The organism is Pseudoalteromonas sp. 120-MNA-CIBAN-0494, from assembly GCF_040308885.1.
GTDB lineage: Bacteria > Pseudomonadota > Gammaproteobacteria > Enterobacterales > Alteromonadaceae > Pseudoalteromonas > Pseudoalteromonas nigrifaciens.
Map to the genome: position 1 here is coordinate 1 of NZ_JBEOOE010000001.1, position 12,850 is coordinate 12,850.

General features: G+C 40.8%; 15 protein-coding genes and 3 tRNA genes. 7 read left to right on the forward strand and 11 right to left on the reverse strand.

Annotated elements, in window-relative coordinates:
- The 5 genes from AAEY55_RS00005 to dnaQ all read right to left on the reverse strand — a co-directional run bounded on the left by AAEY55_RS00005 (position 1) and on the right by dnaQ (position 2,475).
- Positions 1 to 77: transfer RNA gene (locus AAEY55_RS00005), tRNA-Asp, on the reverse strand.
- 26 nt (positions 78 to 103) lie between these two features.
- Positions 104 to 180, reverse strand: a tRNA-Asp gene (locus AAEY55_RS00010).
- Between the two features lie 26 nt (positions 181 to 206).
- A tRNA-Asp gene (locus tag AAEY55_RS00015) sits at positions 207 to 283 on the reverse strand.
- 98 nt (positions 284 to 381) lie between these two features.
- The gene (locus AAEY55_RS00020) at positions 382 to 1,752 is read right to left on the reverse strand and encodes a TIGR03503 family protein (protein WP_350549508.1); all 1,371 of its coding nucleotides are present in this window, start codon (positions 1,750 to 1,752) and stop codon (positions 382 to 384) included.
- A 9-nt stretch (positions 1,753 to 1,761) separates the two neighbouring features.
- On the reverse strand, positions 1,762 to 2,475 hold the full coding sequence (gene dnaQ, locus AAEY55_RS00025; RefSeq protein WP_086999245.1) for a DNA polymerase III subunit epsilon: 714 nt from the start codon (positions 2,473 to 2,475) through the stop codon (positions 1,762 to 1,764).
- 68 nt (positions 2,476 to 2,543) lie between these two features.
- On the opposite strand from dnaQ, the gene rnhA reads away from it, so the two are divergent.
- Positions 2,544 to 3,008 carry a ribonuclease HI gene (rnhA, locus tag AAEY55_RS00030; protein WP_011328623.1) on the forward strand — a complete coding sequence of 155 codons (465 nt, stop codon included), beginning with the start codon at positions 2,544 to 2,546 and terminating at the stop codon, positions 3,006 to 3,008.
- Between the two features lie 21 nt (positions 3,009 to 3,029).
- Here rnhA and AAEY55_RS00035 read toward each other — a convergent pair whose 3' ends face one another.
- Positions 3,030 to 3,797, reverse strand: a complete 768-nt coding sequence (locus AAEY55_RS00035; RefSeq protein ID WP_011328624.1) for a class I SAM-dependent methyltransferase — start codon at positions 3,795 to 3,797, stop codon at positions 3,030 to 3,032.
- A 53-nt stretch (positions 3,798 to 3,850) separates the two neighbouring features.
- Here AAEY55_RS00035 and gloB point away from each other — a divergent pair, with 53 nt between their 5' ends.
- Together gloB and AAEY55_RS00045 are read left to right on the forward strand one after the other, a co-directional pair.
- A complete protein-coding gene (gene gloB, locus AAEY55_RS00040; RefSeq protein WP_350549512.1) occupies positions 3,851 to 4,624 on the forward strand; it encodes a hydroxyacylglutathione hydrolase in 774 nt (257 codons plus the stop codon).
- Between the two features lie 156 nt (positions 4,625 to 4,780).
- Positions 4,781 to 6,364: a LysM peptidoglycan-binding domain-containing protein gene (locus tag AAEY55_RS00045; protein WP_350549515.1), complete on the forward strand. Its 1,584-nt coding sequence runs from the start codon at positions 4,781 to 4,783 to the stop codon at positions 6,362 to 6,364.
- Between the two features lie 44 nt (positions 6,365 to 6,408).
- Here the strand turns inward: AAEY55_RS00045 and AAEY55_RS00050 are convergent, their stop codons facing one another.
- From AAEY55_RS00050 to AAEY55_RS00065, 4 genes are all read right to left on the reverse strand, one after another.
- Positions 6,409 to 7,482 carry an aminoglycoside phosphotransferase family protein gene (locus AAEY55_RS00050; protein ID WP_338411595.1) on the reverse strand — a complete coding sequence of 358 codons (1,074 nt, stop codon included), beginning with the start codon at positions 7,480 to 7,482 and terminating at the stop codon, positions 6,409 to 6,411.
- A gap of 77 nt (positions 7,483 to 7,559) precedes the next feature.
- Positions 7,560 to 8,003, reverse strand: a complete 444-nt coding sequence (locus AAEY55_RS00055) for a flavodoxin (protein ID WP_011328628.1) — start codon at positions 8,001 to 8,003, stop codon at positions 7,560 to 7,562.
- Between the two features lie 3 nt (positions 8,004 to 8,006).
- On the reverse strand, positions 8,007 to 8,771 hold the full coding sequence (gene truC / locus AAEY55_RS00060; protein ID WP_011328629.1) for a tRNA pseudouridine(65) synthase TruC: 765 nt from the start codon (positions 8,769 to 8,771) through the stop codon (positions 8,007 to 8,009).
- Entirely contained in the window at positions 8,764 to 9,084 is a 321-nt protein-coding gene (locus tag AAEY55_RS00065; protein ID WP_192531553.1) for a YqcC family protein, read from the reverse strand. The genes truC and AAEY55_RS00065 overlap by 8 nt, the downstream gene beginning before the upstream one ends.
- A gap of 210 nt (positions 9,085 to 9,294) precedes the next feature.
- Here AAEY55_RS00065 and AAEY55_RS00070 point away from each other — a divergent pair, with 210 nt between their 5' ends.
- Both AAEY55_RS00070 and AAEY55_RS00075 read left to right on the forward strand, forming a co-directional pair.
- Positions 9,295 to 10,323 carry a DUF3549 family protein gene (locus tag AAEY55_RS00070; RefSeq protein ID WP_089368533.1) on the forward strand — a complete coding sequence of 343 codons (1,029 nt, stop codon included), beginning with the start codon at positions 9,295 to 9,297 and terminating at the stop codon, positions 10,321 to 10,323.
- A complete protein-coding gene (locus AAEY55_RS00075) occupies positions 10,324 to 10,623 on the forward strand; it encodes a DUF3301 domain-containing protein (protein WP_011328632.1) in 300 nt (99 codons plus the stop codon).
- A gap of 673 nt (positions 10,624 to 11,296) precedes the next feature.
- Here AAEY55_RS00075 and AAEY55_RS00080 read toward each other — a convergent pair.
- The gene (locus AAEY55_RS00080) at positions 11,297 to 11,938 is read right to left on the reverse strand and encodes a GNAT family N-acetyltransferase (RefSeq protein WP_011328633.1); all 642 of its coding nucleotides are present in this window, start codon (positions 11,936 to 11,938) and stop codon (positions 11,297 to 11,299) included.
- A 278-nt stretch (positions 11,939 to 12,216) separates the two neighbouring features.
- Here AAEY55_RS00080 and AAEY55_RS00085 point away from each other — a divergent pair, with 278 nt between their 5' ends.
- Positions 12,217 to 12,453: a DUF2789 domain-containing protein gene (locus AAEY55_RS00085; protein ID WP_011328634.1), complete on the forward strand. Its 237-nt coding sequence runs from the start codon at positions 12,217 to 12,219 to the stop codon at positions 12,451 to 12,453.
- 121 nt (positions 12,454 to 12,574) lie between these two features.
- Positions 12,575 to 12,838, forward strand: a complete 264-nt coding sequence (locus AAEY55_RS00090) for a hypothetical protein (protein WP_011328635.1) — start codon at positions 12,575 to 12,577, stop codon at positions 12,836 to 12,838.
- The last annotated feature ends 12 nt before the right edge of the window (positions 12,839 to 12,850 follow it).

Here is a 12,850-nt window from a genome sequence, read left to right on the forward strand (position 1 = left end):
TGGCGGAGTGGACGGGACTCGAACCCGCGACCCCCGGCGTGACAGGCCGGTATTCTAACCAACTGAACTACCACTCCAGTTTTGCTTACAAGTTTTCGAAAATTGGCGGAGTGGACGGGACTCGAACCCGCGACCCCCGGCGTGACAGGCCGGTATTCTAACCAACTGAACTACCACTCCAGTTTTGCTTACAAGTTTTCGAAAATTGGCGGAGTGGACGGGACTCGAACCCGCGACCCCCGGCGTGACAGGCCGGTATTCTAACCAACTGAACTACCACTCCACATTTTCGTTGCTGTTTGAGTCTCCCCTGACAGCGGCGTGAATAATACGAACCAGCCCCTATTTCGTCAAGGGCTTTTTCGCTTTTATTTAGGTTTTTTAGTCATCTGTCATCGAAAGGTTTAAAATTTCACCGCTTTTGTCATTTTTTGAGCCGTTTTTAGTACTTTGCTTTTTTTCAGAATTACCAACATCGTCATTTGTTGTTGTCTTTTTATTTATAAAAGGCAGCTTCACTTTAAATTTAAGCGATTTTTTCTGTACAAAAATACGAATTGCCAGCCAACCCATTAATAAAACGCACAGATTTCCAACAATAATTAAGCTGAGTAAAACCCAATTCGCTATTTTTTCTGCTACGGGTTCACTCTCAATCATTAAATCAGGTGGAATTATGGTCGCTGGATCAACTGCTGGTACCGCTTCTATTGGGCGTGCAATTTCAAATTTGTACGTTGGCAGCGTTGCCATAAACTCACGACCCTTTATATTTGTGCCAAAAATAGACAGCTCGACACTATATCGACCCCAACCATAATTTTTAATTGCTAACTGCCTCGTATGTTGTGCATCCGACTCTATACTAAACATTTGCTCTTCGTTATTAGGGTAGTAAATTTTACCCTGCATAATTACGGTTTCTGGCTTAACTATTGTGTCATCTAAATTAATAGCTAAAAGGTGCTCGTTACTTTCTTGCTCTGCTAGCGTCATGTCGTAACTTACTGGGGCAGAATGTACCACAATGCTGCTTTGCACTATTCGACGTTGTAATAAGGGGGTTGCTATGTAGAGTTCGGGGATCCATTCTCCTTCGGGAAAGTCTAATTTAAACTCGCCCGTAAAAACGCCATCGTTTGGGCGTTCGTCAAACCCTCGGCCATCATCTTTAAATTCAGCGACTTCTTGAGTACTGGCTCCAAAATTAGCAGCCTCTGCACTATTAGTACTTACAAAATCAACATTTAAGGTAACGACATCTCTAAATAGATTGGCATTTATGGGAGCACCGTCATTTAAAATTTTTCCGGTGATTTTTATTGTCTCGCCTCGAAACAGCATTTCCGGTAACGGCTCTGCCTCAAGTGATACCTGGCCTAATACGACAATGCGGCTGTCGGGTAAGATATTACCTATAACTTGCCAAGGGCCAGCCATGGGGTTGCGTATGGTAACCAAATCATAACTAAGCTCGTCATGCCAACTTAAGCCAGGGTTTTTAACTGATTCGGTAGCAAAATATTTACTGCCATCGGGCCTTACTAAAATAACAGCCGGTGAGCCTGGTTTTCTAAAAAAAAGTAAGGTTATTTCAGCTACTTTACTATCAATACGAAAACGATTATCTAATAAAGGGATTTCATTTTGCCTCCCATCACGCTTTAGTACTTCAACTTGTTTAACGCCATATGCGCTGGTTGCAAAAAAACTAGCAGATACTAATGCGGTTACCAAATAAAAGGTTTTCATAATATGGCCTTAATCAGCGCGCCATATACAGTGGCCGCCTTCATTATTAACAATATCTAATCGTGCTTCGTGTGCAGCTTGTTCTGCCTCACTGGCGCTTAATACTACAAGAGGTGCTCTTTGGGCGCTTAAGCGTCGTATTCCGCCTTTTTGCTGTTCGGTATCGTCATTTTTGTTTTGATTCAAATTTAGCTTAACTTGTCCGCCAGTCATTGCTAGGTAAACGTCGGCTAATATTTCAGAATCCAGTAATGCGCCGTGCAAGGTTCGCTTAGCGTTATCTACGTCGTAACGACGGCATAACGCATCTAGGTTGTTCTTTTGTCCTGGATGCAAGTCACGCGCCATTTTAAGCGTGTCGAGTACTTGACAGAAGGTGGCCGTTTTAGGATAGCCCTGGTTAAGCAGAGAAAATTCGTTATCCATATGGCCAATATCGAACGGCGCATTATGAATAACCAGTTCTGCACCCTTAATATAATCAAAAAACTCTTGAGCAATTTGATGAAACAGTGGTTTATCACGTAAAAACTCATTAGTGATACCGTGAACGTCTATTGCTTCTTCTTCACTGTTACGCTGCGGGTTAATATACACATGAAAGTTATTGCCGGTTAAGCGGCGATTTACTAATTCAACACACCCGATTTCGATAATACGATGCCCTTGTTTAGGGTCGATGCCGGTGGTTTCTGTATCTAAAACTATTTGTCTGCGTGCCATATCGAATTAATCCTGACTCTGGTATCTTTCTATAATCACTTTATTGTACATAATATCAAGGTAAAACAGTGGAAAAAACCGTAGAGATTTATACCGATGGTTCGTGTTTAGGTAATCCAGGCCCCGGTGGTTATGGTATATTCATGATTTATAACGAACATGAAAAAAAATTGAGTCAAGGTTATAAACTAACAACTAATAATCGCATGGAAATGCTGGGGGCAATTGTGGCTCTGGAAGTATTAACTCGCCCATGTGTTATTAATATCACTACCGATAGCCAATATGTGAAACAAGGTATTGAGTCTTGGATCACGAATTGGAAAAAGCGCGGCTGGTTAACCTCAGCTAAAAAACCAGTAAAAAATGTCGACTTATGGAAACGACTCGATTTAGCGTGCGCTAAACACACCGTAACCTGGAAATGGGTTAAAGGGCATAGCGGTCATAAATACAATGAAATTGTAGATGACTTAGCGCGCGATGCCGCTGGCAGTAAAGATTTACTCGATGATGTAGGTTATCAACCTTAAAGCTGATTAGCACATACCAAATTACTTTTTATTTTGCTCACAATGCTTTAAGTGTTGCTTTGAGGTTTGTCTAAGGCCCCCTTCTACTGTTGTAAAGCGCGGGCGAGCATGCCACTTAGGTTTAATGGGTGTGAGCGGTGCAACACGTTTACGTGCCACCAGCATGTAAACACTGCCCATAGGTTTTAAGTATTGTTTGGTAAAGCTACGCCAAAACGCAAAACGCGACAATCTATTACCTCGCGCCAGTGATGAGTAAATAAAGCGCTCATCACTCACTATTTCAAATCCCAATAAATTAAGCCAATCTTTAACCCGTGCAGGGGTAAAAAAACGCCCTGTCCATGGCAGTTTCTGACCACTAAATGGTAATAATTGCGCAAGCCCACATAAACTAAACGGATTAAAGCCTGTTACCACAATATACCCACCTGGAATTAAAGTGCGATGTGCTTCGCGTAAAATATGGTGAGGATCTGAGTGATACTCTAAGCAATGGCTTAAAATGCATGCATCAATAGTGTGCTCATAAAATGGTAATTCGTCTATATCGGCAATAACGCCGGTGTGAGCGCCCGCTTGCGCTACGCACACTTGGTGTTTTATTAAACATTTACTGGTGTTTAACTCGCCACTCAAACTACCTAACTTAAGCATATGGTAGCCAAACATACGGGGGAGCCACGGCGCTAATTTACGTTCAATCTCACAGCGTAAATAATCCCCATGAGGAAACTGCTGCCATGACAACGGTTTAGGTCCTTCTTGAAAACTAAGGGCTGGTTTCATTTTATGAGCTCGTTATACTAGGTGTTAACTGTCACTTTATAGAGCAACGTTACATGGTGCAAGTCAAAGCAATTAAAGCCTTTTCAGATAATTATATTTGGTGCTTAACTACAAGCAATAATACGCAAGCTTGGGTAGTCGATCCGGGCCAAGCAGAGCCAGTACTTGATTATTTGGCGCAGCATAATTTAACCTTGGCGGGTATTTTAATTACCCATCATCATTACGACCATACCGATGGCGTAGCAAAGCTGGTTAGCGAAAACCCAAATATTGCTGTATACGGCCCAACTAACAGCCCGTTTAAGGGGATTACTCAGCAACTTACTGATGGCCAAAGTATTACAGTGCTTAATACTGCTTTTAATATTATAGCGACACCCGGGCATACTCTAGATCATATTTGTTATGTTAATGAACAACTTGCCTTTACTGGTGATACTTTATTTAGTGGTGGTTGTGGGCGTTTATTTGAAGGCTCTGCAGAGCAAATGTGGCACTCGTTTAATAAACTGCGCGAATTACCTACTGATTGCAAAGTTTACTGTACTCACGAATACACTCAAGCTAACCTCGCTTTTGCAATAGCCATTGAACCGCGTAACCCAGAGCTACTTGCCTATAGTAAAAGAGTAGATGAACTGCGCAGCAAAAATGAAATTACTTTACCAAGCACTATCGGCCAAGAGCTAAAAATAAACCCCTTTATGCGCAGCGATTTACCTAACATTACTGAACTATTACCAAATGAATTTTGCTCGGTTACAAAAAACAATGAACCTTGGGAAAACTTTGCGGGTCTGAGAAAGTTCAAAGACCATTTTTAATCCGCTAACCAATAGCCACATGTACTTTTTGTTTAGCAATCAAAAAGTTAAAATTAGCATTTGATTATTGCTAAGTGTTTTAAAAGGTCACAAGTGGCAATGTTAGCTCATAACGGGTAGTATTCGCCGAGTTTTTTACCCCATGTATTGGTATTTATGAATAAATCTCCCCTATTACTGGTTTTAGTATTAGCACTAAGCGGCTGTCAAACGTTAACAAACGAAAACACTGACTCGCAAGCCGCAACTCAAGCAAATAAGCAGCTTGGAGGCGCAAGTCCACACGATATTAGCAATGCATTAATGAGCAGCGCCAAGTATCAACACGTTAAAGATACTGACACTGAAGCACCTATTTTTGATGATGTATGGGAGCGTATTCGTTACCAGCTTTCAATAGAGGTGCCGCAAAATCGCCCCGTAGTTACCGAGCGTAACTATTATGCAAAGCACCAATCTTATTTAAATCGTATTTCGAAGCGTGCCGAACCTTATTTGCATTTTATTGTTGAAGAAATAGAAAAACGTGAAATGCCTATCGAAATTGCACTGCTGCCTATTGTAGAGAGTGCTTTTGATCCGTTTGGTTACTCGCATCGCACAGCGTCGGGTATTTGGCAATTTATGCCACAAACCGGTGAGCGTTTCGATTTAAAGCAAAACTGGTGGTATGACGGGCGTCGCGACATAGTACAATCAACTCGCGCTGCGCTTGATTACTTGTCGTATTTACACAAAACCCTTGAGGGCGATTGGCTCAATGCCATTGCAGCTTATAACTCGGGTGAAGGTCGCTTGTTGCGCGCGATTAAAAAGAATCGCAAAAAACACTTGCCGACCGATTTTTGGTCTCTTGATTTACCTAGCGAAACCACCGCCTATGTACCAAAATTATTAGCACTGGCCGACTTATTAAAGCGCTCAGATGACTTTAACGTGACGTGGAATCCTATTATAAATGCACAAGTTGTTGAAGTAGTTGAAATTGGTTCGCAAATTGACTTAGCACTCGCTGCAGAAATGGCCGATATAACACTCACTGAGTTGTATAGGTTAAACCCTGGTTTTAATCGTTGGGCAACCGATCCTAATGGCCCGCATTCTTTACTATTACCGGTTGATAAAGCTGAGCAGTTTAGTCAAAAATTAGCTAATACTGATATTAAAAACCGCTTACGCTGGCAGCAATATACGGTTGAGCGTGGCGACAGTTTATCGGTTATTGCCAAAAAGTTTACCACCAGCACCAGTGCAATCCGATCATTAAATAAGTTAAGCTCAAATACAATTAGAGTCGGTCAGCAACTATTAGTGCCACTAACTGATGGCGCAATTAATAGCGAACATTTACCAGAGCAAATGCGCTCTGCGGCTAATAATACCAGCCGTACTAAGCTTTCGCATACGGTTAAAAGTGGTGATACGCTGTGGGATATTAGTCGTGAATACGATGTCACTATGGATGAGCTTGCAAAGTGGAATAAGCTGAAGAAAAGCGCCACATTGCGTTTAAATCAAAAGCTAACGGTATATAAACCTGCTAATAAAGCAAAGACAGCAGCAAACACTACGCATCGTACAATTACGTATAAAGTGCGCCGTGGTGATTCGTTAGCGCGTATTGCGTCTAAGTTTAACTTAACTGTAAACGACATTATAAAGTGGAATAGTTTAGCCGGGCAAAAGTATTTACAGCCGGGGCAAAAGCTTAAATTAAAAGTAGATGTTAGAAGCAGTTAAACTGCAACAGGTAAAACTAAGGCGCTTATAGCGCCTTAGTTATTTTAGGCTTGTGCTAATATTGCTTTAAGGGTGCTTTGTTTTGCAATAATATCTTTATAAAGCGCAAACTGATTTTGCGCCCGCTCTAAATTATGATTGGCATGTTTGATTGAAAAATAATTATCGCCATCAATATAATCTGTTAAAAATCGCAGGCCTATCATAAAGGTCATCACTTTAGCGCCTAGCCAAAAGCTTTGTTTTTCTTGCTCGGTGATCAGGCCTTTTAATGGCTCTACGTAACCTTTAACTATGGCTGCAAATATTTCTTCGCGCACACCTACATTACTTAAATCGGTGGAGTCTTCTTGCTCTGGTGAGCAAAAGGTGCGTACCATATCACCAAAGTCGTAAAGCCAATACCCTGGCATACAGGTGTCTAAATCGATTACCGCTTTAGCATTATGTGATTGCTCACAAAACAGCATGTTATTTATTTTTGTATCGTTATGACAAGGCCTTACCGGTATAGATCCTGCTAATGCTTGGAGTTCATCAATGAGTGTAAATTGCGATAAACAAAAATCAACCTCAGCTTGGCAACTAGCTAAGCGCTGCTCTGGGTCAAGACTAACTGCAGTTTTAAACGTCTGTGCACGCATGGCTAAGTTATGAAAGTCAGGGATCACATGGTGCAATTGTTCTGCATCAAAATCCTCTAGCGCCACAGCAAATTGACCAAAGGCATTCGCCGCAGTTTGCGCTTGGGTAGCATTAGTGACTACATCGTCGCTGTAACTGCCACCAATAAACTCTAGTGCTCGCCATACCCCCTGATCACAGTTAACTAAATAGTCATTATTAATAGTCGCTACGTGGCGAATAATATCTAAGTTGTACTCACCCAATTGCTGCTTGCTAGTTAGGTGTTGCTCTATTAAACGGGCATTTTTTACGAGTAAATCGGGCTCAGGAAACACATCAACATTGAGCTTTTGTACTACTAGCGACTTTTTAGCAGTGCTAAGTAACCATGTACTATTGATCAGCCCACTACCGATTGGTTTGATACTGATATGCTGATTGCCTACGCCAAAACTTTCAGACAAATGAACCGCGATGGGATTTAGCTGCATAGCTATCTTGCTACCTAAAAATAAAATAACTCAGATAATAAAGGTGAGCTTAGGGTAACACTCACCTTTATTAATAATTAAAGCTTACTAAGCCAATTTTTTAACCACGGCTCGGTAACCGGCCAAGGTTCAAAGTCTTCGCAGGCATCAACTTCTAAGCGGTTACCAACAGGCTTAGCTTGTAAGTCACGTAATAATTCATCAAAGCTGCGCCCTGCACCACAAAAGGTGTCGCCGTAGCTTCTGTCGCCCATGGCAATAATTCCAAATGGCTTGTCGGTTAACATAGGAAAAGTACTATTTAACTGATTATAAAAATCAGCCAAGTTATCAGGCACATCGCCTTGGCCGGTTGTTGAGGTGATAATTAAAATATGTGATGCACTTTGAATGTCGCTCAACACTGGCTCATTAAATACCGTAACGCCATGCCCAGCTTGCTCTATTGTTGTGGCTACTTCGTCACTTAAACGCTCTGCACCGCCATATACGCTGCCTACAAAAATACTAATATGTGCCATTAATTAATAATCCTTTTCTTCATCTGGCCAACCTAGTTGTTTGCAAATGCTGAGCATTGCATCACCTAGTGGCGCTTTAATTGTTATTGATTCATTACTATAAGGGTGCACAAAGCTAAGCTCAGTTGCAAATAACATTAATCTGCGCAGCTCAAAATGCTCCCTAAAAAATTGATTATGCTGATTATCACCATGGTTTACATCGCCAATGATAGGCAGTGATAAATGCTTTAAATGCCGACGAATTTGATGTTTACGCCCCGTTTTAGGAAAACATTCTACGAGGGAATAGCGCACCGTTGGGTACTTGCCAATGGGAATAGGCAAGGCTGCTTGGTGCAAGCAGTTAAACTGAGTTTGCGCTTCTTGTGGCGCTTTGTCTTGATCGGCAAACTTATCTGCTATTTTGTCCAGCTCTTCTTTTAGTGGTTTATCTAAAAATACCGACTCGGGTGCAAAACCACGTACTAAGGCTAAATAGCGTTTACTAATAGTGCCTTCAATAAATAACTGATTCATATCGCGGGCCGCTTCTGAACTTAACGCAAACAGTAACACCCCCGATGTGGGTCTATCGAGCCTATGTACCGGAAAAACATGCTGCCCAAGTTGATCGCGTAGCATTTGCATAGCAAACTGGGTTTCGTGCTTATCTAAAAACGAACGATGCACTAATAAGCCTGAGGGTTTATCTATGGCTACGTAGTTTTCATCCTGATACAAGATAGTCAGTTCGCCATACTCAATTGGTATTGGGCGCTCACTCATTTGGATCTCCTAAAAAGGCATCGAGAGCTGTTAACAGAGTAATAATTTCATCGCTGCCTTTTTTACTCGCAAGCGTCATTTGTGCCATAGGAGCAATTGCAAAGTTGCGCGGCAATGGCTGCTTATCAATAATTAGCTGCTCAACTTTTTCAATAAATACAAACTGTAACCATTGTTCAAATGCCATGGTGTCGTGGCAAAAAGGCACGTTTGATTGTAATGCTTCTGCTGCTATTGGCTCATTTTGCCAAAGCTGATGCTTTTTTAAAAGTGCCCTTAACTGCACTAAATAAGCTTGGGTTTGCTGGTACATAACCGCCCTCTTAAAACTAGATGAAGTAATAATACCATTTGTATTTATTAAGAGGGAAATTATAGTAACTGAAAATACCCGCTTAATATTACCCCCGCTTGCTCAGTTATTTAGCAAAATCAAAACTCAAACTCTATAAGCGCGGTTCCCTCAACCTTTGCTATGGCGTATAATTGACGCAATTTTGTAGTAAAAACAATTGAGAAAACGATGAGTAAGCAAATAGCGACATTAGGGCAGCTTTTAGATAATGCAGGTACTCAGTGGCGCGCGTTTGATATTGGTAGACACATAACTAAGCTTGATAAAAAACAATTTTTAGCCATAGAGCAAGCACAAGTCCCTTACCCATATCCGCTTGCTGGTCATGCGTGGTTAGCTATTCAGTTTTGGGATAGTAAAGCGAGTAAAGAACCTTATGTATGGTTTTTGAAATTTCCAGTAGATGAGCAAAGCAAACTGGTGAGTGCGAGTCGCGATCACTTTGCCGACATGGTAATTGAAGCTCTCGGCACACAGCTTACCGGTGAGCAAGCCGATGGTAAACTTGATAACAATCCTTATGTTTTTACACCAAACGCTAATAAATTAGCAGCCTTTAATGCGCAACTTAAAGTACTATTAAAACAACCTGCATCACAGTATTACGAGCATACGCAGCTGTACTTTAGTGGTAAGCTGGGTTTTGAAAATTGGCAAAGTGTGGCATTACAAGGCATTGCCGATTTTGCACTGCGCCTCGATAATGAGACTAACTTAGCTAATTTACAAAAAGCCTGGCCTCATTTGCCCGTTGAGGTATTACAACCCCTTAGCGCCATGCTTGAGCATGTAGAAATACCGCCCTCATTAAGTCAATTACTAGTAGAGTTCGGCCAAGCGGCTATAAAAAATAACGACCCGTTTGCTGTTACAGTAGCGCTACGTTCGCTTTCTAAAGCGCAAGCGCAAGGCTTAACCGCCCAATTGGTCGATAGCGTATTAACTTCATCGGTTAATCAAGATGCTGACGTACTGCTCACTATTGCTGGGCGTTGTTTTAAACAACTAGAAGACCCTGAACGCTTGCATGTATTTATGGACAACTGTGCACACCATCAACAAATTACTGAACTATTTGTGAGTGTTTTTGCTGATTTAGTTGCAATACCCACCATTCGCCCGCATTTATTAGGCTTATTACGTAAAGAAAATCGTAGCGAAACCCTCGCGCGTGCAATTGGAAGGTTATTCTCTTAAATGGCAAGTTTATGGACGTTCATACTTATTGGTAGTGTAATTTACTTATTTTGGCTAAACCGAAAGGTAGCCGAGGCGGCGAACGTTCATGCTAAACGCCAAAGCGAACAACTGCAGGTGCAATTAATGAGCGTTGCCTGTAGTAAACGCCGCTTTGGCTTTTTAAAAAGTGGTAAACCTGGAGTGAAAAGCGAATTTATTTTTGAGTTTTCAAGTGATGGCGAAAATGCCTATCAGGGAATACTGATCATGGAAAATGAGTATTTAAAAAGTGTGGTTATTCCACCGCATAAAATATAACCTTTATACTGCGCTAAAAGTTTAATTTAGGGTAAGGTTTAATTTAAAAATAAGTAAAACACAAAAAACTAAGGCGTAACTAAAGTTACGCCCCAATTGACAAACATCCTGTTAGGTATCCTTTACCTGTGTAATCCGTATTATCATCCTCTGAACGAGCAAACAACCTTGTTCACCCTCACATTGCATCCTGCAATATCCTCTTGCCACCTTGGCTGTCCTGCGTAAACTAACGCTCCGGCTACTTCCTGTAGCGCCATCCTTGATTATCCCTTAGTAGCTCCTGCCACTTAAGCGCATCATGCACTTTCCTACTCATCCTTGCATCCGTGTTAACTTGTCCGTTTTGCTTCTTGCTAGCGTCTGCTATGTTGCCTACTTCCGTATCCTTGGCAATCACTCAATCATTGAGCTGTGTCGTCTTGACAAAGTAAAGTTTAAAGCAAATGGCTAGTAGATATAGTACCTAGCTGTTAATTATTAAATGGCATTTATATTAAAAAACACAAACTATAAAAATAACCTTACATATCAATCAAATAGGTAAGGAATAACTATTTCAATGCAATTTAAACTGACAACTCGCACAGCGATGTGAGATATATCTCACGGTCATATGTCCGTTTTGGGATGTAAACCACCAATGCAGGCTACCTTATAACCTAAATTAAATTTAGTTTTTTGACTTAAATAACAATTCGCCCGCAATCTTATTAAAAGTAAGCTGCTTAAAGCTTTCAAACCCTTCGGTTTTAAAAAATTGAGTATGCTCTTTGCGCGTTACAAACACCGCCATACCTGTAGACTCAGCATTAGATTGAACTAGGTCATTTAGGCCTCTTAATAAATAACGCCCAAACCCTTGGCCATGAAAATGCGGATCGACCGCAATAAAAGCTAAAAAATAGTAGTTGCCCTGCTGCTCTAGTGCATCTCTAATTGTTTGCTCTTTATCTATTAGTTGATTGGTTTGTAAGTAACCAGCACTTAACATTAGCTTTAAGCGCCAATGCCAATAACGCTGCGCCTGTAATTGGCTGTTTGATTCGAACACGCAGGCAACGGCTTTGAGCTTATCGTTACGATATAAACCAATAAGCGGCTGCTTTTCTTGCCAAAAGCTGCTTAGCTCTTCGCGAATTAATGACCGAAGTTTTTTTTCGTAGGCCGATTTACTCTCTTGCTCGTAATTGAGCATAGTTTGTAAAATAGGATCGTCGTGATACGCCTGATAAATTAAACTTGCGGCAATACTTATATCTTCTGCGGCTAAATACTGTACGCTAAATGTATCGGCTTGGGTGGTCACAGTCATTATTATTCCTTTTTTGTATTAGAACAACACATCATTATTTTCGCCTTATGATTAAACCATTAGCTTGGCGCTATAATCACTAACTTAATGCGATTGGGTTTACTCATAGCTACAACTTACACACATAATAAATTTATATTTGTTCTCTAAATAAGCGCTTTATTTACTCACTTTCTAAACTATAGCTGTAAAGTTATTAATGGTAAATTCAGCGTGAGTTTAGCTGGCTTAGACTATAGTTTATTTATAATCTTATTTTGACACGCTAGGAGCACAACATGGATACAACAAAGCACGATATAAATACACTGTTTGCACAACTTGGCTTACCTAGTTCTGAAGCTCAGATTGATGCTTTTATTGCTTCCCATGCGATTGAAGATACAACGTTAATACAAGATGCACCTTTTTGGGATGAATCTCAACAGCATTTTTTAGCTGAATCACTCGCAGAGGACAGTGATTGGAGTGAAGTTATTGATGAGCTTGATGTACGCCTTCGCCAAGGCAATTAATTTTAAGGTAATTGATTTAATTTGGGACATTTAATGTGCCCCTCCCTATTTATTGTTACTATAGCCTCCACGCAGCAGCTTCATGCTGCGTACCTATTTATACTAAAGAGTTATAAACCTAATGAATGCTGCTGTATTTGATGCAATTAAAGTCCTTCTTGATGAAGGCAAAGTACCTACTGTCGCGCTTACTAAAAGTCGTTTAATTAAGCCTGTGCCGATGCCTGTTATTATTGCGGCGGTGAGTCAGTATAAAAACAATCCAGATTCAATTTATAACTTAATGAAAAGCCAAGTACAGCCGAGTAGTAGCGATTCTAAAACTTCGCAGCTAGACAGAATTGAAGAAAAGCTCGACCGGTTACTTACCCTACTAGAAAAATAATAATTCGAGACT